Annotated in this window: 21 protein-coding genes; 9 read left to right on the top strand and 12 right to left on the bottom strand. The window is 55.3% G+C overall.

The window, feature by feature from the left end:
- Window positions 1-140 precede the first annotated feature (140 nt).
- Complete coding sequence (locus AMR42_RS12965; RefSeq protein WP_099534058.1) at window positions 141-983, top strand: FkbM family methyltransferase; 843 nt, start codon at window positions 141-143, stop codon at window positions 981-983.
- Here the strand turns inward: AMR42_RS12965 and cbiE are convergent.
- From cbiE to AMR42_RS12945, 4 genes are all read right to left on the bottom strand, one after another.
- The gene (gene cbiE / locus AMR42_RS12960; protein WP_099534056.1) at window positions 970-2295 is read right to left on the bottom strand and encodes a precorrin-6y C5,15-methyltransferase (decarboxylating) subunit CbiE; all 1326 of its coding nucleotides are present in this window, start codon (window positions 2293-2295) and stop codon (window positions 970-972) included. The genes AMR42_RS12965 and cbiE overlap by 14 nt on opposite strands.
- A 57-nt stretch (window positions 2296-2352) precedes the next feature.
- Window positions 2353-3273: an SWIM zinc finger family protein gene (locus AMR42_RS12955; RefSeq protein ID WP_099534055.1), complete on the bottom strand. Its 921-nt coding sequence runs from the start codon at window positions 3271-3273 to the stop codon at window positions 2353-2355.
- 131 nt (window positions 3274-3404) lie between these two features.
- Window positions 3405-4613, bottom strand: a complete 1209-nt coding sequence (locus AMR42_RS12950) for an RNA-guided endonuclease TnpB family protein (protein WP_099534144.1) — start codon at window positions 4611-4613, stop codon at window positions 3405-3407.
- A 71-nt stretch (window positions 4614-4684) separates the two neighbouring features.
- Window positions 4685-5518, bottom strand: coding sequence for a Uma2 family endonuclease (locus AMR42_RS12945; protein ID WP_099534143.1), 834 nt, complete (start codon window positions 5516-5518; stop codon window positions 4685-4687).
- A 107-nt stretch (window positions 5519-5625) separates the two neighbouring features.
- Between AMR42_RS12945 and AMR42_RS12940 the strand changes: the two genes are divergently transcribed.
- From AMR42_RS12940 to AMR42_RS12925, 4 genes are all read left to right on the top strand, one after another.
- The gene (locus AMR42_RS12940) at window positions 5626-6357 is read left to right on the top strand and encodes an RNA methyltransferase (RefSeq protein ID WP_099534053.1); all 732 of its coding nucleotides are present in this window, start codon (window positions 5626-5628) and stop codon (window positions 6355-6357) included.
- Window positions 6358-6491: 134 nt separating this feature from the next.
- Window positions 6492-6668, top strand: coding sequence for a DUF3285 domain-containing protein (locus tag AMR42_RS12935; RefSeq protein ID WP_099534142.1), 177 nt, complete (start codon window positions 6492-6494; stop codon window positions 6666-6668).
- A 26-nt stretch (window positions 6669-6694) separates the two neighbouring features.
- Entirely contained in the window at window positions 6695-7330 is a 636-nt protein-coding gene (gene ybeY, locus AMR42_RS12930) for an rRNA maturation RNase YbeY (protein ID WP_234406990.1), read from the top strand.
- Between the two features lie 191 nt (window positions 7331-7521).
- Window positions 7522-7965, top strand: a complete 444-nt coding sequence (locus tag AMR42_RS12925) for a diacylglycerol kinase family protein (protein ID WP_099534051.1) — start codon at window positions 7522-7524, stop codon at window positions 7963-7965.
- A 113-nt stretch (window positions 7966-8078) separates the two neighbouring features.
- Here AMR42_RS12925 and AMR42_RS12920 read toward each other — a convergent pair whose 3' ends face one another.
- The 4 genes from AMR42_RS12920 to AMR42_RS12905 form a co-directional block, all read right to left on the bottom strand.
- Entirely contained in the window at window positions 8079-8372 is a 294-nt protein-coding gene (locus AMR42_RS12920) for a hypothetical protein (protein WP_099534049.1), read from the bottom strand.
- A gap of 150 nt (window positions 8373-8522) precedes the next feature.
- Window positions 8523-10034 carry a site-2 protease family protein gene (locus tag AMR42_RS12915; protein WP_099534047.1) on the bottom strand — a complete coding sequence of 504 codons (1512 nt, stop codon included), beginning with the start codon at window positions 10032-10034 and terminating at the stop codon, window positions 8523-8525.
- A gap of 86 nt (window positions 10035-10120) precedes the next feature.
- Entirely contained in the window at window positions 10121-11062 is a 942-nt protein-coding gene (gene murQ / locus AMR42_RS12910; RefSeq protein ID WP_099534045.1) for an N-acetylmuramic acid 6-phosphate etherase, read from the bottom strand.
- A gap of 73 nt (window positions 11063-11135) precedes the next feature.
- Window positions 11136-11945 (bottom strand): 16S rRNA (uracil(1498)-N(3))-methyltransferase, encoded by an 810-nt coding sequence (locus AMR42_RS12905; protein ID WP_099534043.1) that lies wholly within the window; start codon window positions 11943-11945, stop codon window positions 11136-11138.
- 46 nt (window positions 11946-11991) lie between these two features.
- On the opposite strand from AMR42_RS12905, the gene AMR42_RS20540 reads away from it, so the two are divergent.
- The 4 genes from AMR42_RS20540 to AMR42_RS12890 all read left to right on the top strand — a co-directional run bounded on the left by AMR42_RS20540 (window position 11992) and on the right by AMR42_RS12890 (window position 19025).
- Entirely contained in the window at window positions 11992-12132 is a 141-nt protein-coding gene (locus AMR42_RS20540; protein ID WP_158234471.1) for a hypothetical protein, read from the top strand.
- A 136-nt stretch (window positions 12133-12268) separates the two neighbouring features.
- Complete coding sequence (glmS, locus tag AMR42_RS12900; RefSeq protein ID WP_099534041.1) at window positions 12269-14182, top strand: glutamine--fructose-6-phosphate transaminase (isomerizing); 1914 nt, start codon at window positions 12269-12271, stop codon at window positions 14180-14182.
- Window positions 14183-14483: 301 nt separating this feature from the next.
- Entirely contained in the window at window positions 14484-17303 is a 2820-nt protein-coding gene (locus AMR42_RS12895) for a hybrid sensor histidine kinase/response regulator (protein ID WP_099534039.1), read from the top strand.
- 441 nt (window positions 17304-17744) lie between these two features.
- Window positions 17745-19025, top strand: a complete 1281-nt coding sequence (locus AMR42_RS12890; RefSeq protein ID WP_099534038.1) for a sensor histidine kinase — start codon at window positions 17745-17747, stop codon at window positions 19023-19025.
- 90 nt (window positions 19026-19115) lie between these two features.
- Here the strand turns inward: AMR42_RS12890 and AMR42_RS12885 are convergent, their stop codons facing one another.
- The 4 genes from AMR42_RS12885 to AMR42_RS12870 all read right to left on the bottom strand — a co-directional run bounded on the left by AMR42_RS12885 (window position 19116) and on the right by AMR42_RS12870 (window position 22250).
- Window positions 19116-19808 carry a response regulator transcription factor gene (locus AMR42_RS12885; protein ID WP_099534036.1) on the bottom strand — a complete coding sequence of 231 codons (693 nt, stop codon included), beginning with the start codon at window positions 19806-19808 and terminating at the stop codon, window positions 19116-19118.
- Window positions 19809-19896: 88 nt separating this feature from the next.
- Window positions 19897-20844 (bottom strand): peptidoglycan-binding protein, encoded by a 948-nt coding sequence (locus AMR42_RS12880; RefSeq protein ID WP_099534035.1) that lies wholly within the window; start codon window positions 20842-20844, stop codon window positions 19897-19899.
- Window positions 20845-20880: 36 nt separating this feature from the next.
- Complete coding sequence (locus AMR42_RS12875; RefSeq protein ID WP_099534033.1) at window positions 20881-21846, bottom strand: NAD(P)-dependent oxidoreductase; 966 nt, start codon at window positions 21844-21846, stop codon at window positions 20881-20883.
- A 164-nt stretch (window positions 21847-22010) separates the two neighbouring features.
- Entirely contained in the window at window positions 22011-22250 is a 240-nt protein-coding gene (locus AMR42_RS12870; RefSeq protein ID WP_099534029.1) for a FeoA family protein, read from the bottom strand.
- Between the last annotated feature and the right edge of the window lie 102 nt (window positions 22251-22352).

Here is a 22352-nt window from a genome sequence, read left to right as displayed (position 1 = left end):
TCATCCGTGAAGTCGAAAATCGTTGTACTGAAGCCTGAATCTGAAGCCTAAATCTGAATCTGGACTTTGAACTTTCAATCTTGAATTTTGAATTCTAAATTCAGATCATGAATTGTCAATAACCCGTTGATCAACTAGCCATGACAGCAGTGATGAAAATCGCGACGGCTACCCTGCCAAATCAGGTGCAGTTGCAATGTCCGAATGCGGCAGAGGCCCTGGCAATTTATGAAGATTGCCAATGGTATTTCAAGCATGGAATTAAGCTGGAACCGGGCGCAACGGTCGTGGATGTTGGTGCGCATGTGGGCATTTTTACGAGCATGGCTGCTGAACTTTGCCAGCGAAAAATGACTGCCTATGTGTTTGAACCTATCCCACAGCTCGCCTCATTGCTGACACAAAATATGGCTCAGTTGGAGCCGGTTGATGTGCAGATTTATAACTGCGCTTTGGGAAGTGAAACGGGAACGGCGGAGTTCGCTTTTCATCCCGAAACGCCCATGCTGTCCAGTGCTTTTCCCGATGAAACCGATCGGGAATATATGGACTTTCGGGAAACCCTGATTCGCAATTCCAGTGGCCCTGATGTGCCGGAGCGATTGCAGGCGCTCAGCAAAATTCCTCGGTTTCTGCGGGGCTTTTTGCTAGACCAAACCCTGAAGAAGCATTTTCGTCATGAGCGCTTAAGCTGTCCTGTCTATCGCCTCGATCAAATTCCTTCAATGCAGTCCATTCCTAGAATTGACCTCCTCAAAATTAATGCGGAAAAGTCAGAGGAAATGATTTTTCAGGGGTTGGAGCAACTTTGGAGCGTGATTCAACAGGTTGTGGTGGAGGTGCATGATTTGGACGGGCGACTAGACCGACTGTGCAACCACCTCACCTCCCAGGGGTTTGCGCAGGTTGATTGTGACCAGATGGATATCCTGAAAGGATCTCAGGTTTATTTGCTTTACGCGACTCGATCTAGCGCGGCGTAATGGTGGCCAAGATCACCGGATTGAGGGGCGACCAGCGACAGAGCGGCCCGATCGGGACGGCTTGGGCGAGGCTGACCTGAAGCCAGCGCACTTGCCAACCGGTTTGGTGCGACACCCAATCGAGGAGGGTGGCTTGGTTGTCGAGGGTGGCCAGGGCCACCACCATGCGCCCGTTAACGGCCATGCGGGGAGCACACCAGTCGAGGATTGAGCCAAGGCGGCCGTCGCTGCCACCAATGAAGACCCGATCGGGGGCGGGCAGGGGCCGCAGGGCTTCCGGGGCTTTGCCTTTGATGGCGGTGAGGTTGCTGGTTTGGAACCGTTCAATGTTGCGCTCAATGAGGCTGATGCCGGCGGGGGTTTGTTCGATCGCGTAGATGCGGGAGTTGGGGCAAAGCCGCGCCATCTCGATCGACACGGAACCGGTTCCCGCGCCAATGTCCCAAACGGTTTGGTTCGGTTGCAGGGCCAATTCCGCCAAAATTTGCACCCGCACTTCTCGCTTGGTCATCAGTCCGGGGCGATCGGGAAAGCTGCAAAAGTCGCCGTCGGCAATGCCCAAGAGGGGCAGAGCGGCGCGATCGATCCCCTCGGCATTGGGGATTCGCTCCAAAATCACCACGTTGAGGTTGGCAAACAGTTCGCCGCTAATTTCCGTGAGGGCCGCTTCGTCCAAAACCCATGATTGGGTGCGTTCTTCGGGTGCTCCCAGATTTTCACAAACCCAAAGCCGATAGCGCACGGGCAGCCGCAAACTCAGCACCAATCGGGCGATCGCCCCTGGATGACTGACCCCATCGGTCAAAACCGCCAGTTTTTCCACCCCCTGGCGCAACAGGCGCACGGCCCCATCGAGCGATCGGCCATGGGCACTGAACACGACTGCATCTTGCCAAGGGAGCTTGACCCGGGCAAATGCGAGCTGCACGGAACTGGGGTGGGGAGTGAAGTCCAGCCAGTGGGCGGGCAGTTTTTCCAACAGAAACCGACCAATCCCAAAAAAAAGCGGATCGCCGGAAGCCAAAACCACCACTAACCGAGGCTCCGATGCCGTTGCTTGGGTGATCATGTGGGCCCGAATGACGGCCACCACATCATCCAAATCTCCCAGCACAACGGTTTCGGCGGTGGCTTGGGGAAACAGGGCTAATTGCCGGGTGCTGCCCACCAGCAGGGTGGCTTCCGCAATGAGCGATCGGGCCTGTTCACTCAGACCGGCGGCCCCGTCCAAGCCAATGCCCACCACCTGCACGGGCGCGGGCGGCCCGATCGGGCGTTCACCGCGCACCGAACCATTCAGGGGGGTGGTCATGGGATTGCCTCCAGGACGATAAGAACCAGCACGAGGACAGATGGCGAGGATGGAGGGTCAGGACAGGGCCGCCACGGTGGCCGCCTGGCCTGCCGTTCGATAGACATCTTCCAGGTATTGGGTCACCACTTTTTGGGTCGATCGATTGTCCGTGGTGCCGTCCGTTGGCAAGGGCAAGGGCCCCAAGAGGCTGAGGGGGGTGTCACCATCGGCCGGCGGCGTAATCACCACTAGGGATGGTTCCAAGGGTTGGTTATAGTCCCAAAACTGCTGGAGGTTCACGGGGACGGTGGCCGGGGCGATCGGAGTTTGCGGGTCGATCGGCTCCAGGGCGATCGGCTCACTGGTGACAACGGGTTCCGGCAGTTCCGCCACCAGGCGCGATCGCACCTCCCGCAATGCTTTGAGCAACTGTTGCTGAGTGCGGCCCCGCAGTTGAAACAACACAAAGGGATCATCACTGAACCGATCGCCCAGCAGGTAATAGACCGCGCCGATGTGTTTGCAGGGGTTCGCCTTGTCCGGACAGGTGCATTGGCTGTGGATGTCGCCCAAGGCAAAGGGAAACAGGGACAGGCCGTTGGTGGCAAAGGCCCGCTCGATCGACTGGGGCATTTCACCCGCCAACAGCTTGGCCGCAAAACCCGCCTGTTGGGCCAGGGTTTCCGCCACCGCCGCCCAATCCTCATCGGTGAACGGGTCGATCGACAGGGACACGCGATAGGGTTCCGGTTCCGTGCCCTGAACGCGGGCAATCACCTTGGCATTTTTAAAATCAATACTGAGCACATGGCCTTGGCGAGCATAGTCCCGGGCCCGTTCCAGCCGCTTCTTGAAACGATAGCCATTGAGCAGATCTAGCCAACGCTCGACCCACCATTCTCGGGCGATCGAGGAGTCTGCCTCGGTGGTGAGGGTGGCCGGCGAGGAGCTGAAGTGACGGCCGGCTGAGTCTTGCTCAAAATCCTTCAAGGGCATAGCAAACAAGGGGCAAAGAAGGCTGTCCGATGGTATCACCATCGGCCCATAGATCCTTTGAGAATGCCCGTTGATTGATTGCAGGGGGTATTTGACATCCTTCCCGTCCTAAAGGAGCGGGGATTCCGGCCCTAGGCAAACAACCGCAGTTGCTCGACTAGACCACGGGTTGACGCTTCATCGGCTGCTACCAGCGAACTGGATTTACGCTGGCCTCCACGTCCGTTTTGAGTCTCGGACTGCCCGCCCGCGACTTGGATATTGATGGCGGCATTCACATCGCGATCGTGAATTGCCCCGCATTGCATACAGACCCACTCGCGTACATCAAGGGGTTTCTTGCCGCCCAATTGACCACAAGATGAACAACGCTGGCTAGTCGGTTCCCATCGACTGATCACCTGGAAATCCCGCCCGTAGCGGATCGATTTGCCCTCGATCATTTGGCGGAAGCTGTACCAGCCAGCATCAGAAATTGCCCGCGCCAACTTGCGATTTTTCACCATGCCCGACACATTCAAATCTTCCAAAACTATCGCTTGGTTCTCGCGAACGATTCGGGTTGATAACTTGTGCAGGAAATCAGTTCGTTGATCCTTGATGCGGGCGTGAATTCGAGCCACCTTGCGTCGGGCTAGATATCGGCGCTTGCTGCCCTTAACCTTGCGGCTGAGGGATTTTTGAGCACGGCGCAATCGCTTGAGGGATTTGGCTAAAGGCTTGGGACTTCGTACCTTTTCACCCGTGGACAAAGTGGCAAAGGTGGTCAATCCTAAGTCGATGCCAACTCCATTGTTGATAGCCTTCAGAGCGATCGGATCCACTTCACAGACAAACGACGCAAAGTAGCGATCGGCTGCATCCTTGATGATCGTCACTGATGATGGATCGGATGGCAGCTCCCGTGACCACTTGACTCGGACACAGCCGATCTTGGCTAGGTAAACCGAGTTGGGCTTAACCGAAAAACCGTTAGTTGTGAATCGAATGGATTGAGTTGAGTGTTTCTTTTTAAACTTCGGAAACCCAATCTTGCGACCTTTGCGCTCACCCTTCAAGCTTTTGAAGAAATTACGAAAAGCCAGATGAACATCTTGCAAGGATTGAACTAACGGCACAGATGCAACTTCCGATAGCCATTCACGTTCAACGGTTAGCTTGGCTTGGGTAATCACCCGTTTCTGAATTTCAGTATCGCTAACTTTCTCCCCTTGCTGATAGAGGTCTTGACGCAACCGAATTGCATCGTTGTAGACCACACGAGCGCAACCGAACGTCTTCACCAGCATTAATCTTTGCAGGCGATTGGGATAAATTCGGTAGCGAAATCGTGCTTTCACAACTAACATCATAAGCGGGGTTGATCGAAAAAGCCGCCCTAGAAGGGCGGGGCTTGTACCCTTTCTTTTGGTCAAAGCTGGTCGGGGTCAATTCCTTGGGCCCGAAGCAGGGCCGCCAGGCGATCGGCCCGTTGGCGTTCTTGCTCTGCCCGTTGGCGTTCTTGTTCTGCTCGCTGGCGTTCCTGTTCCGTCCGTTGGCGTTCCTGTTCTGCCCGTTGGCGTTCTTGGCTGGCCAAGTCCACCGCCGCCTGACGCTCCTGGTCGAGTTCCACAAAACTTAAAAATGGCCGGCCATCGGGTCGAATCAAAGCCAACCGATCGGCGCTCAGGTGGAATTGCACCGCTGTGCGGGGACTGGTCCAGGTTTGCCCAAACTCCACTTCTGCCAGTTGGCTGGTTTCGGGCGATCGCACCCAAACGGTTAACTCATTGCGGCCATAGTCGTAGAGGTAATATTCCTCAACGCCAAAGCGATCATAAAACTGAAATTTTTTGAGCATTTCGCCAAACCGATTGCCCGGCGACAAAATTTCCACCACCACCTGCGGCGCAATTCCCGCTTCTCGCCATTGCAAATAGGAACTGCGCGGGCCCTTGGGCCGCCCAAACACAACCATAGTGTCGGGGGCTTGCCGCTGTTTGGGGTCGCTTTCCACGGGATACCAAAGCAAGTCGCCGGCCACAAACACCTGTGGATCTTGCGCAAACAGCAGTTCTAGGTTGGCTTTGAACTTGGCAATCCAGTCAAAATGCTCAGTGTTCTCGGCCATGGGCTGTCCATCACAGGAAGGGTACTGCTGTTCGATCGCTCGGTGCTCGGCGGGGCTTGGGTTGAGGGCTGGATCTGGACGATCGCCCGGCCGATGAGCGGAGGAAGCCTGGGAAACCTCAGTGCTGATAACCATGCTGATGGCGACCTCTGGGAGATAGGCACAGATTGACTTCATTTTAGCGAGGGGCGAAGCCGGGGGCGATCGCCTTATGATGGGCAGGTTCTGCCGATCGCTTGCCCATGCCCGCTGCTGCCATTGACCTTGACCGTTTGACCCCGACCGATCGCCAGGCTTTGATCGATCATCTCTGCACCTTTGTCACGCCCGATCGCTGGGGGCGAATTCAGTCGGTCATTGCCCAGCGCACCCGCCAAATCACCGTGGTGCTGGAGGATCTTTATCAACCTCACAACGCCAGTGCTGTGCTGCGCAGTTGCGATGGCTTTGGCATTCAAGATGTGCATGTGATTGAAACGCGCAATCAGTTTGCACCGAACCGGGGGGTGAGCATTGGGGCCGATCGCTGGTTAACCCTGCGGCACTACCGAGAAGCCGCGCCGGCCCCTGGCCCCTCGAACACGGCCCGCTGTTTGCAAGATCTCAAAGCCAAGGGCTATACGCTGGTGGCCACCACGCCCCACGAACGCAGCACCACCATTCAGGCTGTGCCGATCGATCGGCCCTTGGCCATTTTGTTTGGCACAGAGCTGACGGGCCTCACGCCAGAAGCCTTGGAACTGGCGGATCACTATGCGGTGATTCCGATGTTTGGCTTCAGCGAAAGTTTCAACATCTCCGTGAGCGTGGCCCTGTGTCTCTATGACCTGACCACGCGGTTGCGGGCCGATCGCCCCGATTGGGCCTTGGATGCGGCAGCCCAGGCCCAATTGCAACTGGATTGGCTCGTGAAGTCCCTGAAGGCGGGCGATCAATTGGTGATGCAATTTGGGCGCGATCGGGGATGGATTTAGGGGAGGTCGATCGGTCGCGGCCAATCTTGCTCCTGTACCATTGACGATCGAGCGGGGCGGTGACCCCAATGGCCACCCGCAACGCCACTCGATTCAATCCCTTCGCAATCCGCAAGCTTTTCCAGAGTTTTTCCATGGCTCCCGAAACCGAAACGCCCCCCAACCTTTCCCCCTCGGAACCACCGCCCAGCTATGTGAAGTTGGCCATGCGGAACATGGTGCGCAAGGGGGGCAAATCCCTCCAGCACTTTGCCCTCACCACGATCGTCCTGTTGGGGGCGTTGGTGGGTTTGGCTTATCTCACCCGCTAGGATCCGCTCTCCCGAGGCCCAAAACCATGCGCGAATTTGAAATGGAGCTGGCGGAAGTGGACGACGACGCACCGATTTACGTCTGTGTGCAGGATGAGCCAACGGGCTACAGTCCCCTAACCGTGGCGATCGCGGACAGCACTTGGCAAGGTTGGTTTGAAACCTGGTTAGCTCAGCTAGATGCCCGATCGGCCCAGGATATGCCCTACTTGGTGGATCAGGCGGATGAGGCGGGCCAACTGCCGCCGCTGGAACTGAGCTTGCGGTTAACGGGCGATCGGGAAATCCATCAACTGAATTCGGAGTTTCGCCAGGTCGATCGACCCACGGATGTGCTGGCCTTTGCGGCCTTGGAGTGGGAAGCGCCCGAGGTGGATTTTGCCGATCTCGAAGAGGTGGACGATGCAGAATTAGGGGACTGGGCGATCGAGCTGGGCGATGTGGTGATTTCCGTGGAAACGGCCCAACGCCAAGCCACCGAAGCGGGCCATGACCTAACCACGGAGTTAGCCTGGTTGGCGGCCCATGGATTCTTGCACCTGTTGGGTTGGGATCACCCCACGGAGCCAGAACTCAACCAAATGCTCGATCGGCAAACGGCCCTGCTCCAAGCGGTTGGATTGACCCCGCAGGTCGATCGCGCCAAGCTATTGGCTGGATAACAATCCATGGGCCAGGTTCCGGGCAAATTCCGCCTCTGGACTGGTTGATGGGTGGCTCGCCGACCGGTTGCTCCTGTTAATTTTTGATCTTGTTGAGATTCCGCCGACTCCTGCTGTCTGTTTTCCGTCGCGCCGCCTTGGATGTTCCGTCGCGTGCCCGTCGGTTTCCCCGTCATCCGTCGTCAGCCTTGATGAACGATTCACAGAAACCCCAAAAACCTTCACCATCCGCCACCCGCCGCGACCAAGCTTGGAAAATTGCCCCCAATCTGCTGATTAGCTTTCGCTATGCCGGTGCGGGGTTGGTGCATACGTTTTTGACCCAACGCAATTTCCGTCTCCATACGGTGGTAGCGGTGGTGGCGATCGGGCTGGGCGTGGGGTTGCAGCGGCCCCCGGTTGAGCTGGCCTTGGTGGGTTTAACGATCGGGTTGGTGTTGGCGCTGGAGTTGTTAAATACGGCGATCGAGTCGGTGGTGGATCTGACCGTGGGCAAGAACTACCACGACTTGGCCAAGGTCGCCAAGGACTGTGCAGCGGCGGCCGTGTTGATGGCGGCGATCGTGGCGGTGTTGGTGGGAGTGGTGTTGTTGGTGCCGCCGCTGCTGGTCACCCTGGGCTGGTGGGGAGTCTGAAAACCAGTCTCACCCTCAAAGCGCCACGATCAGACTCTGAATTTCAGACTATGAATCTATTCGGCCCTGGTTAATTTCCAAAACCAGCGGCTAACCGTTGGCTGGCCGAACAACTAGCAATCGGCCGCCGCCAGCAGCGCATCCACATGGTCGATCGAGAGGCCCTGGTCAAGATAGCGCGGCTCCGTGGGCTTGAAAGGGGCCATGGCCCGATCGACCGCTGTAATCGTGGCATCGGGCGGCAAAACCGGCACATCCGGATCAAAAGCCGTGGGGCGCATCAGGGAGCTAGAAAAGCCCTTAAACACCATCACCTGATCCGGCTCTCCATCCACGATCGCATGGACAATCCAAACTTCGGTCGATCGCCCTTGGGTGTAGCGTTCCAGTCGTTGCAACAGGGTCATAGGGGGTCTCCTGTGAATGGATCTTCTGGAGAAGCATTTCAAGAGCGGCAACCCACATCAGCAATCCTCAATCAATCAGTCAATCAATGAAGTGCTTGTGAATTGCTCGAGCCCATGAAGTCTTGAGATTGGGAAGTCTTGAGATTGGCCCTAGCCACCAATGCCCAACCGCCCGGCCAGACTGGGGGTGAGGGGCAACAGGGTCGCCACCATCAAAAACAACATCAACAGTCCCAACGCAGCGCGGGCATCGTCCGGCTCCGACAGTTCTTCCAAGGCGGGCCGCTCCAAGTCGCGCACCAAAAAGGCAATCACCAAGGCCCAATAGAGCGCCAACGGTGTGGCTAACGAAGCCAAAGCCAACACCACCACTGTCCCGATCGTGGTGCGGCGGGCGGTTTTGCGACCGTAGATTGCTTGGACAATGCGGCCCCCATCCAATTGGCCTGCGGGCATGAGGTTAATGGCCGTAATCACCAACCCTAACCACCCGATCGCCACGAGGGGGTGAATATCCACCAAGGAATCCTGGAGCTTGGCCCCCAGCACCAGCTTGGCCAGGGTTCCGACCAGAATGGAGCCTTGGAAAAATTCCGAGGGAATTTGGAAAGGGCTGCCCGGCCCCGACAGCTCCAACCCCACCAACAACAGCAACAGGGACAGGGCCCCACCCGCCACCGGCCCCGCCAAGGCAATATCACAAAGGCTTTGGCGGTTGGGCAGCAAAGATTCAAACCGGTTAAAGGCCCCAAAGGAGCCAATCTGCCAAACGGGGAGGAAGTAGGGCAAGCTGAGTTTGACGTTCAGTTTGCGGGCCAGGATTTGGTGACCCAGTTCATGAACGCCCAAAATTGACAGCAGCCCCAGGGCGATCGGGAGGCTATCCATCACCCGATCGGGCGTGGAGAACAGGTCAAACCCTTGCAGCAACCCAGCCGACTCCAGACAGGTGGCGATCGTGGCGATCATCAGGGCCACCGCAAACAACTTTTGTCCCAAGGAAGCGGGTTTGGGATCCGTGCTGCTGGGCAACACCACAAAGGTTGGCCGCTCGTCGGGCCCTTCCACCAAAAACAGCCGGTAGCGATCGCCCAGGCGTTCTGTCAGTTTTTGGCTTAAGTTGGCATGAACTTTCGCCGGTTCCCCGCGTAGGTTGCCCTTCAGGATTGCACCTTCCTGGTAGGGCACGGTTTCGGTGATGAAAAAGGTGTCAATGCCAAAGATGCCTTGAATGGTTTTCAGGTCTTCAGCGGGGATGGGAACCACCTCCGACATTCCGGGCAGGGGCGGCGTGGGCGGTTTGGGGGCGGCGGCCCCTTCGATCGCGGCCGATTCCGCATCGGGGGTGGTTTCCGGATGGGCCAAGGCCGAGAGGTTCGGGGGCGGTAACTCCTTCGCTGCGGCCCGCAATCGGTTGCCCAGGAAGATATACAACCCCGTGGACAGGGCCAACACCAACAAAATGCCCGCCAGGTTGAGATAAACGCCGGCCGCAAACAGCGCAAAGAAGGCCAACCAGGGCAACATCAGCGCCACCGATTGCAGCCAAGCCAGGATGCCCAGCTTGCCGAAGGGGCGGGCCCGGTAAAACCCCCAGCCGAGAATGACAAGGGCGGCGAGGGCGATCGCGCTGGTTGCCAAATTTTCGGAGGCAAGGGGCATGGCGGTTTCCGGTCTCAGTTCAGGAATGCAGTACGCCCCATCCTATCGCAGTTGCTTGGCCGGGGCGGATCGGGATTGCCGAACCGTTACGCGGGGCTGCTGGCGCTTTGGGCTAAGGTCAAGGCTTGCCGCAGTTGGCCGCCCCCTTGGGTGAGGAACTGTTCTGCTTGGGGCCGATCGACTCCGGCCCAATGCATCAACAGGGCGGTTTTGACGCGGTTGCCCGATCGATCCAGCAGATCTTCCGCCTCGGCACGGTTCAGGTTGGCCAAGTCGCGCACCATGCGCACCGCCCGATCGCGGAGCTTGCTGTTGGTGACTGACACATCCACCATCCGATTGCCATAGACCTTGCCCAGCTTGACCATGGCCCCGGTGGACAGGATATTCAGGGCCATTTTGGTCACGGTTCCCGATTTCAGCCGGGTGGAACCGGCCAAGATTTCTGGCCCCACCAGCAATCGCAAATCCACATCCACCGAGCCACCGGGCGGCGGCACTTGGTCGATCGGGACGCAGGCCAAAAAGACCGTTTTCGCTCCCCGGTGGGCCGCTTCGATCAACGCGCCTTGGACGTAGGGGGTTGTGCCGCCGGCCGTGATTCCCACCACCAGATCCCGATCGCCCACCGATCGCTCGGCCATGGCTGCGGCCCCATCTTCTGCTCGATCTTCCAAGGCTTCGGAACTGCGCAACAGGGCTGGCGGCCCCCCGGCAATGATGCCCTGCACCAGTTCGGGATCCGTGCAAAAGGTGGGTGGACATTCCGACGCATCCAGCACCCCCAGCCGGCCGCTGGTGCCTGCGCCGATATAAAACAGTCGCCCGCCCTGGGCCAAGGCCGCTGCCGCGAGGTCGATTGCTCGGGCCAGGGGTTCCCGCGCCTGGGCGATCGCCGCCAGGGTTTTGGCATCTTCCTGGTTAAACAAATCCACCAGTTCCAGGGAAGACAGTTGATCTAGTGCCTCGCTGTTGGGGTTAGCCTGTTCCGTCAGCAAATGGCCTCGGTCGATCGCAGCAGCACACATGGCAAATTTCCACCCAATTCTAAATATCCCGCAATCATATGGAGTGAGCGGCCCAGCGGGGAATGCTCAGGGGTTAATCAACGGCTGAAGAGGCCAGCCCATGGGCGATTGTTTCGCCCCAAGCATTCACAATCGCCAGGGCTGCCAACGGAGCCGTCACGGCCCGCAAAACCCGCCCACCCAAGGAAACCACCTGCCAACCGGCCGCTAAGGCCTGGTCTACCTCCGCTGGAGTCCAGCCTCCCTCTGGCCCCACGGCCAGGGCGATCGTCCGTGGAGACTGGGATTGCGCTGAAGCGGGGGCTGAAGTTGGGTTGGGCACAGGATCAGCCAGCAATTGCAAAGCCTGCCAAAGGTGGGGAGCCGATCGCCGGGCCACGCAAAGAAACCGCCCGTCATGTGCGACCATCTGGGCGATCGCGGCGGGCCAAGCCAGCGGCTCGGTCACCGTCGGAATTGCGGCCCGCTCGGATTGCTCGGCGGCCTCTCGGGCAATGCGTCGCCACCGTTCCAGCCGGTTGCCATTGGGTTGCATCAGCGTGCGATCGCTCAGTACCGGCACAATCTCCGTGACACCCAACTCCGTCGCCTGCCGCACCACCTCATCAAACCCCGATCCCTTGGGCAAAGCCGCCAACAGTGTGAGGGTTTGGATGGGTTCGATCGGCTCCGGCAGGGGTTTCAGGGCGGTGGCTCCCGTGGGTTCGAGACCAACCAACCACCAACGGCTGTCCCCGATCGGCTCCGGCAACAGGGCCACAAGTCGATCGCCCGGCTCCAACCGCAACACCCGCCGCAGATAGCGATCTTGGTCGGCGGTGAACTGAATTTGGCCCCCATGCCATTGGGTCGGGTCGATCGCCAAGCGTTGGAGTTCCTTCATGCTGAAAAAGGGTTAATTGGGCGTTGTCTTGCAGGTGGGTTGAACGTTGATTGCGCGTCGGTTGGATCTTGGTTGCCAGGGAATTGAAAAAGGATTGAATCGCCAGAAAATGCGTGAAAAGGAGTTAATTAAAAAAGGATCGATGGAAAAGGGATTGAAAATGATTGCTAACTCAATCTGGGACTGACCCCAACAGCCGATCGGGGAGCGGTTATGCTTCAACTCGTCGCGCTATTATGCGCAACATCGCCTCAACCCACTGTCTGATCCCGCTAGAACTGTCCCGCTAAGATTTCCTGTTGGTCTTTTAAGGAGTAGCAACCGTGTGCGGTATTGTCGGCTATATCGGAACCCAACCTGCGGTCAGCATTCTGCTTGAAGGGCTGCGCAAACTGGAATATCGCGGCTATGATTCAGCGGGAATTGCCACCGTTTGGGAAGGGCAACTACACACCGTTCGGGCCCAAGGCAAACTCTACAACCTCCAAGCCAAGCTGGAAGGCTGGGAAATGCCCGCCCGCTTGGGCATTGGGCACACCCGCTGGGCCACCCACGGCAAGCCCGAGGAGCGCAACGCCCACCCGCACATGGATCCAACCCAAACCATTGCGGTGGTGCAGAACGGAATTATTGAAAACTACCGTGAACTGCAAGAGTTGCTGATTGCCGAAGGAGCCAGCTTCAGTTCTGAGACGGACACGGAAGTGGTTCCCCATCTGATCGCCCGTTGTTGGCGGGAGTTGGCGCAGGAGTCGGCCAGTGGTTGGTTGAGTGGGTCGCGCCTGATGGAGGCCACACGCCGGGCGATCGGGCAGTTGAAAGGGGCTTTTGCGCTGGCAATTGTGGCGGCCGATGCACCCGACGAGTTGATTGTGGTGCGGCAACAGGCTCCCATCTCGATCGGGTTTGGACAGGGGGAATTTTTCTGTGCATCGGACACCCCGGCGATCGTGCCCTACACCCGCGCTGTTTTGCACCTGGACAATGGTGAAATCGCCCGTTTAACGCCGCTGGGGGTTGAAATTTACGGCTTTGAGGGCGATCGCCGGGTGAAATATCCCCATTTGCTCAACTGGAGTTCCACCCAAGTTGAAAAAGGCGGCTATCGCCACTACATGCTCAAGGAAATCTTTGAGCAACCGGGCGTGGTGCGCGATTGTCTCGCGGCTTATTTTGGCGGCATCACTCCCACCCCGAACTGTTCCGCCGACGGGTCGCCGGTCACCTTGGGGCTGCCCGCAGAATGGCTGCAGGATGTGCAGCAAATCCAAATCCTGGCCTGTGGCACCAGTTGGCACGCCAGCTTGGTGGGTAAGTATCTGCTGGAAGGGCTGGCCGGTGTGCCCACCTCAGTGCAATATGCCTCGGAGTTTCGATCGGCTCCATCCCCAGCGGGCCCTTGCACCCTGACGATCGGGGTGACCCAATCGGGCGAAACGGCCGACACCTTGGCAGCCCTGGAGGTCGATCGCGAGCGTCGGGCCCAGTTGGCCCCGGAATTCCAGGCGCGATTGATTGGGATCAGCAACCGACCGGAAAACACGATCGGGCGGATTGCCGATTACGTGATTCCGACCCACGCGGGCATTGAAATCGGTGTGGCCGCCACCAAAACCTTTGTCACGCAGTTGCTCGCCTTCTATGCCCTGGCCATTGATTTGGGCGTGCGGCGGGGAACCCTGGCGGTCGATCGCGCCAATGTCCTGATTGAAGGGCTGCACCAACTGCCCCGCCACATTGAACATATCCTGGACAAACAAAACGCCAAAATTGAAGCCCTGGCCCACGAATTCAGCGAAACTCGCGACTTTATTTTCATTGGGCGCGGTCTCAACTTCCCGATCGCCCTGGAAGGGGCCCTCAAGCTGAAGGAAATCAGCTACATTCACGCGGAAGGCTACCCGGCCGGCGAACTGAAACACGGCCCGATCGCCCTGTTGGATGACAAAGTGCCCGTCGTGGCGATCGCGACCCCTGGCAATGTTTACGACAAAGTGATGTCCAACGCCCAGGAGGCCCGGGCCCGCGATGCTCGGCTCATTGGCGTGGTGGCGGAAGGGGATGCCCTCGCGGCCGATCTGTTCAACCCGTCCATTTCGGTTCCCGTCACCGATGAGTGGCTGTTCCCAGTCTTGAACGTTGTGCCCCTGCAACTGCTGTCCTACTACATCGCCGCCCGTCGGGGCTTGGATGTGGATCAACCGCGCAATTTGGCCAAATCCGTCACGGTGGAATAGTCCCGATCGCTGATCGAAACCCGTCAACTCTTGTAGGGGCGTACGGTCGTACGCCCCTACCCGGATTTTCTCGGTCTTAAGTTGAAGCCAATAGTAGCGGTGCGCCCCTACCCAATCACCTGTGACGCAGATCGATGGTGCATGGGCAACAAACTAAGTGGTGCTCCTCGAATCTAAAAACAGCCCTATAAGAAATCTTAAAATTTTTGGCTGATATAAACTTCCGAATCGTTATTACGAGTTTTTACTCATTTTTCTGCATTATATCTTCCTACACGACTAGGACTGAAGGATCAGAAACTTGAGCTTGCGATTGCCACTGCGGGTCATTTTAGTTGTGCCCTTTGTGCTGCAAATTCTGACGGCCGTGGGACTTGTTGCCTTCTTTTCCTTTAAAAATGGTCAGCAGGCAGTGCGCAGCCTAGCCAGCCAGCTCATGGATAGTACCACTCAGCGAGTTGACTCAGAACTCAAGTCTTATCTGAAACTGCCCAAGCAATTGCTGGATGCAACCGCCAAAGCCGTCCTGACCAATCAATTGGATCTGTCTAATCCACGAGCAAAGGAACTCTATTTTTGGAAGCAATCCTCCGCATTTGAATCTATTAGCTATATTGGCTATTTGTTGCCAGATGGTTCAGCAACTGGGGCTGGAAGATGGATTAATCCCAAGGAAGTTACTTTGTATGAGCATCACGCCAGAAACAATCTATCTCAAGAATATAGTAGCGATCAGTATGGTCGCCGTTCTCAAGAATTACAGCGTTATTTTGCTGATCCTCTTGATATTAATCAATCCTATGCAGAAGTCAAATATAGACGGGGATTCTCTTGGGGAGCAGTTTATGAATATGCAGGAAAAAACCTGACTATTAATCCGAATTTATCTTCTGAGGTTGCTCAGGCGATCACTGATTCTAATTATTACGTTGCTCTTGGCGCGATTTATCCGCTATTTGATAAAAACAATAAAATCTCAGGGATGTTGTCAGTTGACCTGCAATTAGATCATATCAGCAAATTTTTGCAGAATCTAAAAATCAGTCCATCTGGTTATATCTTTATTGTTGAGCGCAATGGCCAATTAATTGCTAGCTCTGGTCAGCAACTGGTATTTGCAAAGTTAGGCGATCAAAAAACACTTCGCTATAACGTTAGTAATATTCCCGATTCAATAATTCGGAATACGGCTCAAAAAGTTCAACAAAAATTTGGCAACTTTCAATCCATCTATCAGGGTCATACATTCATGGCCTCAATTAACCAGCGCCAGCAATTTGTGCAAGTAACCCCCTGGCAGGATCCAGATGGCATCGATTGGCTCATCATTATCACAGTGCCAGAGTCAGATTTCATGGAGGCCATTGATGCCAACACACGCATGAGCCTGTGGCTCTGTTTTGGGACGGCTGTGATCGTCACTGTCTTGAGCATCTGCACGGCAAATTGGATCACCAATCCTGTTTTTAGCTTGCAGAGGGCAAGTAACGCGATCGCCAGTGGCAATCTTAATTTACTGATTAAGGAGAGTAAGATTGTTGAGCTTCAAGGCTTGGCGCAATCTTTTAATCAAATGGCAACTCAGCTAAAGCATTCCTTTGAAATTTTAGAGGATCGCGTGGCGGAAAGAACTGCGGAATTAGAAGCTGCAAAAATTGCGGCCGATGCAGCCAATCATGCCAAGAGTGAATTTCTGGCAAATATGAGCCATGAACTGCGAACCCCACTGAATGGCATCTTAGGCTATGCCCAAATTTTGGCGCGATCGAAAGCGCTTACCGATAAAGATCTCCATGGTATTGATGTTATTTATCAATGTGGTTCGCATCTGCTGACCCTCATTGAGGACATTCTGGATCTGGCCAAAATTGAAGCTCGAAAGCTGGAACTTGACCCAAAACCAGTTCACCTGGAAACTTTCCTCCAGGGGGTGATTGAAATTTGTCGGGTTCGTGCAGATCAAAAAAATATCGAATTTTACTATCAACCAGATCCTAATCTGCCAACAGGAATTTTAGTAGATGAAAAACGCTTAAGACAGGTACTCATTAATCTAATGGGTAATGCCATTAAATTTACTGACTATGGTTCCGTTACCTTAATGATTAATCGAGTGGTTTCTGACTCATCCCATCAGTCTCAGCTTGATTTAACCACTCAAGATCACTGCTGTCTGGAATTTAAAGTTATTGATACAGGAATTGGTATTGCACCAAAAGATATCCAGAAGTTATTCCGATCCTTTGAGCAAGTAGGTGAATCAGGGCGAAAAGCAGCAGGCACCGGTTTGGGCTTAGCCATTAGCCAAAAAATTGTCTCCCTGATGGGTGGAATGATTCAAATCAAGAGCCAACTGGGTGCAGGAAGTCAGTTTTTCTTTCAACTGAATGTTCCCCTAGCAACAGATTGGTTGCAGGAGTCGGTGAAATCCATGGGTGAAGTGGTGGGTTATCAAGGTCTGAAACGCTCTATTTTGATTGTTGATGATGTTCCAGATAATCGAGCGGTTTTGCGGAATTTATTAGAGTCAGTTGGCTTTTTAGTCATAGAAGCGGATCAAGGGCAACAGGCTTTAGGAGAATTGGAACGCCAACTACCCGACTTGATCATTACGGATTTGTCAATGCCTGTGATGGATGGGTTTGAACTGATTCGACAGATCCGTCGTCATCAACAATGGGCCAGCTTAAAGGTCATTGTTTCGTCGGCTTCCGTGTCCCAGCTCGATCGACAAATGAGTCTAGATGTTGGTGGCGATGATTTTCTGGAAAAGCCAGTCAAGGCCGATCGCCTCTTTAGTCTTCTGGCTCAACATTTGGGCGTGATGTGGCAACTGGAAAAGCAAGACTCGGTGCAGCCCGCTTCATTCGACAACCCACAAGACCGAATCGCTCCCCCCCTCACAGAACTACAATCCTGGTTGTATTTGGTGCAGGTCGGCCGTCTTCAAAAGTTGGTTACGGCGGTGGAGTCACTGCTGCAAGAAGCTGCCACAACCCCAGATGAGCATCTGGAGTCCGGTTCCTATGAGCCTTTTGCACGAGATGTGTTGCACTTAGCCAAGCAGTTTAAATTAGAAGAGCTTGAGGAAATGATTCAGGCTGCGATTGTTAATTCCTAGGGTTGATCCCTCGATTCTCGCTAATCATAGAAATTAGTGAGAATTATGGATGGTGCTGTAATTCAGTAATGATGAGCTGGTGAAAGTCTTGCGGTGTAGGCGATCAGTCACCAAAAATCATCACCTCACAGGCACTGCCAGAACTTTGAATTAAGGCTTTGAAAGCCTCAGAATATAATGAATGGGTAACAATCCGTTAATTGATCAAAAGCTTCGAGCAATTAAAGCTATGATCAATGAGCCAAAAATTCATACGTTGGCGTTTAATGTATCAAAGATAACGTTTGGTGTCAAAAGTTATACTTGATCAAATGTGAATTTGATCAAATTGATATTCGATTAAAACAATATAAATTGTAAATTAGTTGCGAATTGATGCGTTGACTAATTATTTTTAGCTGAAAGATTGCTGTTGACTTGCTGAGTGACCTAACGCTAACTATGACGGATCTTGTGCTGATTGTTGATGACACCCCTACTAATTTAGATGTGTTGTCTTTGACCTTGAGTAATTCAGGATTTGAGGTGGCGATCGCAACGAGTGGTGAACGTGCTTTGCAGCAAGTTGCCAGGTGTTTGCCCAGCCTGATTTTGTTGGATGTCATGATGCCAGGACTGGATGGATTTGAAACCTGTCTGCGGTTAAAAGAAAATCCTGAAACTGCTCAAGTGCCGGTTATTTTTATGACCGCGCTCACGGATATTAAAAGTAAGATGCGCGGGCTGGAAGTTGGAGCCGTTGACTATATTACAAAACCGTTTCACACCAAAGAAGTGCTGGCTCGAATTAGAACCCATTTAAGGCTTTATCATTTAACAGAGAAATTAGCCCAAGAAGTTGAAAACGCGACCACTGAGCTACGAGCTTCGCAGATGCAGCTTGTGCAGAGTGAAAAAATGTCTGCCCTGGGAAGCCTCATTGCTGGTGTGGCCCATGAAATCAATAATCCTGTGGGCTGCATTCTCGGAAATATTCAGTTGGCAGAAGATGCGTTAGGCGACTTATTCAAAGTCATTAGGGGTTATCAACAGGAACTGAAGGAACCGAGTCCTGAGCTATTGAAACTGCTGGCTCAAATTGACTTGGATTATTTACAGGAAGATTTGCCGAAGTTGCTGAATTCGATTAAAGGCAGTGGTGAAAGAATTACGACAATTAGTCGTAGTCTGCGAACTTTTTCTAGAATGGGAAGCGATCGCCCACAGCTTTTCAATGTGCATGATGGCATTGACAGCACATTGATGATTTTGCGCCATCGACTAATTTATAAAAAAGGCCGTCCGGTCATCGAAGTGGTGACAGATTATGGCGAAATTCCAGATATTTTGTGTTTTCCAGATCAGTTAAATCAAGTTTTTATGAATATTTTAGCGAATGCCATTGATGCGCTGGATGAAATGGTCAGTGATTGGCAAGAGGCTAACCCGCTGCCAGATGTGCTGAAAATTACAATTCGGACTCGGGTTGATGGCGAATTTTTGTCTATCAAGATTGGTGACAACGGCAAGGGAATTCCGGAGCAGATTAAGCCCCGAATTTTTGAGCATTTGTTTACGACGAAGCAAATTGGCAAAGGAACGGGTTTGGGACTGGCGATCGCCCATCAAATTGTGACCGAAAAGCACTTGGGTACTTTGACGGTGGAGTCTCAGGTGGGGCAAGGTACTGAGTTTGAAATTCGCTTGCCCACTCAGCTAGACGTTGAATCTGGGCCTGCTTGATGGCTGGGTTACTGGCAATTTGAGGGATTGTTGAGCACCAGATGCGTGGTTTGGGGGTTTTCCCCAGGCATAGGCAACCGGTGCTCAGATTTAGTTTTTGGTGAGACCATGCTCCAGGGCAAAGCGGACTAATTCGGTGCGGCTGTTGGTACCGGTTTTGCTGAATAGGCGGCTGACGTACTTTTCCACATTGCGCACGCTGGTATCTAACCGGCGGGCAATTTCCTTGTTCATTAGCCCCTCGGCGACCAAATTCAAAACACTTTGTTCACGGGGAGTCAAATCCACGGCGATCGGGGGCGGGGTGGGGGTGATGCCGCCGCGTTGGGTCAAGATGGCTTTGATTTCCGCAATTTGCCGAGCCAAATCGGCGATGTCATGTTCGCCATCACCCGTCGGGGCGGTCACTTCATCCCGTCGGCGCAGTAGGTTTTCGACGATCGCCACCAGTTCATCGGGGTCAAAGGGTTTGGATAAATAGGCATCGCAACCGGCGCTATAGCCTTGGATGCGATCGCCCGTCATGCCCTTGGCGGTCAGAAAAACCACGGGAATCGATCGAAACCGGGCATCATCCCGCAACTGCTGCAAAAACTGGTAGCCATCCACCTTGGGCATCATCACATCGGAAATGACGAGATCCGGGGCAAATTGCTGCACCATTTCCCATCCTTCGGTGGCATCGCGGGCAACACGCACCGTGAAACCACTGTCTTCTAGGTAGGCTTGCACCGCTTCCCGGAGACTGGGTTCATCATCAACTAACAGCAATTGAGCAGACATGGGACTGAGAAGAAAGGAAGGAGGAACGGAAAAGGCGGGATGGCAACCAGCCCCAGGGGCCGATCGGTCGGTTTGGAAATCCTGAATCCTAGCCTAGCGGTTGTGGGTGCAGGGCTATCGATCGCGCGGTGGTGTTCGTGGCTGGGTTGCGCTGGGCCAGGGCGGCCCAGGTGGTGGCATCGGCCTGGCCGGTGGGGGCCAAACCCCGATCGCCCTGGAACTGGTGCAGGGCGGTGGTGGTGGTTGCGTCAAAGTGGCCGGTGATTCGGTGGTCAAAGTAGCCTCGGCAGCGGAGCCGGGCTTGCAGTTCGGCCACCCAAGGCCCCCGATCGCCCGTTTGCAGAGGCCGATCGGGCCGGATCGGCGCAACGGTTGGTCTGGGGGGTGGGCTGGGCCGTTGGGGGTTGCCTTCCACCCAACGCCAAACCCTGGCATCGGCAATGCCGGTGGTCGGCACGCCCCAGGCCCGCTGCAATTTGCGAACGGCTCGATCGGTCAGAGGGCCGTAATACCCCGGTTGATAGGGCGCGCGCAACAGGCCCTGGCGTTGGAGGGCGGCTTGCAGAACGGCCACGCGATCGCCCCGCTGACCGGGATAGAGGGTCGATCGGCTGGGAGGCGCTTGCCCTTGGGGCCAAGGATCGGCCGGCAAAGGACGCGCGGGAGTTGCTTGGCGATCGCGGCTAATGGTTTTGGCCAGGCGATCAACGGCGTGATTGGCGCTGTGGGCGGCGTTGGGCTGGGCGCTGGTGGGCGTTGCGTCCGGCGGCAAGGGGCGATCTGCGCCGGGCCCGTAGGCCAAGCCGCGATATTTCAACACCATCGATCGGGGCCAGGGCCAAGCCGCCAACCCTGCCGCCAGCATCGATTGCCCCGCTTGCAGCACAAACTCACAGCCCCGGTATTTGCCGAGATATGGGCCGATCGTCACGGAATCGCTGACCCTGGATGGGGACATCGAGGGGCGATCGGGATTGTCCTGGGCAATGCTGGGGGCCGGGCGTTGATAGGCCAGACCGCGATATTTCAACTCCATGCCTTGATTTAATCCGATGGCGAAACGGGATGCCAATTAACGCTTGGCTCCGCTGACTTCTGGCCGGCCGTACTGGCGCAAAATGTCCGCCAGGGTGGGATAGGCCGTTTCCAGGCCAAAGCTGGCCGGCGACCAAACTTGGTCATAGGTAAAGTGCCGGTAGGCCATGCAGAACCGATCCCAGGGGCCCATTTGGATGTTGAACCAGTCAATTAGCCGATCGGCCAAGCCCACCGACAGGGGAATTTTCAGCCGCGCCGGTCGTCCCTTCAGCACCGTGGAAGCAATATCCACCAATTCATTAGCGGTCAGGGCCGGCTGACCCAACACAAAATGGCGCGGCCCGGGTTCCGACGGTGGATTGAGGGCCAAGTGGGCCACCACCCGGGCAATGTCCGCCGCATGGACAAAGTGAAAGCTGCCATCCACCTTCAGCCGCCGGATCAAGCTGATGTAGCGCAGGGCTTCCGGCAGGCCTTTGGTGGGTTCTGAGTAGGGTTTATCGCGATCGCCCCCCAAGACGATCGTCGGATAGATGGCGGTGATTCGATCAGCCAGCGGGCGATCGGTCAATTGCTGGGTGCATTCGGCCTTGCTGCGAATGTAGTCCGTGCCGAGTTGCAGGGCTTCCGAAAGCAAATGTCCATTCCGCCCCAACACGCTGGCCGTGGAGAAATACAGAATCTGATCGCAGCGATCGGGATCCAGCCCATCCATCAGCGCTTGGTTTTGACCCACGTTCACCGCAAAGGTTTCCGGCCCGCCCCAGCAGGTGGCCGCCAGGATGGCCGTTTGCACCTGCTTCAGGCGATCGGCAAAGCGATCAAGCTCGCGCAAATCGCCCGCCAGTACCTCAATTTGCGGGTGATTTTGCCAATCAAATTGCAATTTTTCGGGACTGCGCACCAACAACCACAGGGGGCGATCGGTCAATTGCAACAGGCGATCAACCAGATAGTGGCCCACACAGCCGCTCGCCCCCGTGATCAAAATCGGCCCCATATGGCTTGGTTGCTCCCCGCCCCGATCGGCTTGTCTGAGTGCAGCCGGGCAATCTTAACAAACCGGCGTGCTTGTGATCTAGATGGCAACACCAACCGATGAGGCGAATGGAAGGGCCACGAGGTTGCTAGGGTGCGACGGGGGTAATCAACTTAAATGGCGGTTTAAATGGCGGTTGGATGTTGTTCCCGAGTCACAAAAATGCATTGCACCGTTTCCCGATCGAGGGCGGCTCGGGTGCGACCAATGCTGACGATATAGGACGGAAACCGCTGCTCGATCGCAATTTGATTTCCCGGCAAAATGCCCAGCGCCGTGAGCTTGCGGAGCATGGCATCATCCTGGGTTTCCAAATGGGCAATCCAATGGGGATCGCTCGATCGAATCGTGGACAACGCATTCATGGCAATCAGTCTCCAGAGGTAAAAAACGGGCTAGGACGAATCCCCAACCTTTTATCATCGCCGGGGCGATCGCAGCAACTTGATCGGTGGGCCTTCACTGCT

The organism is Limnothrix sp. PR1529 (genome assembly GCF_002742025.1).
In the GTDB taxonomy this organism is placed as follows: Bacteria; Cyanobacteriota; Cyanobacteriia; order CACIAM-69d; family CACIAM-69d; genus CACIAM-69d.
This window is presented reverse-complemented; position numbering and strand designations above follow the sequence as displayed.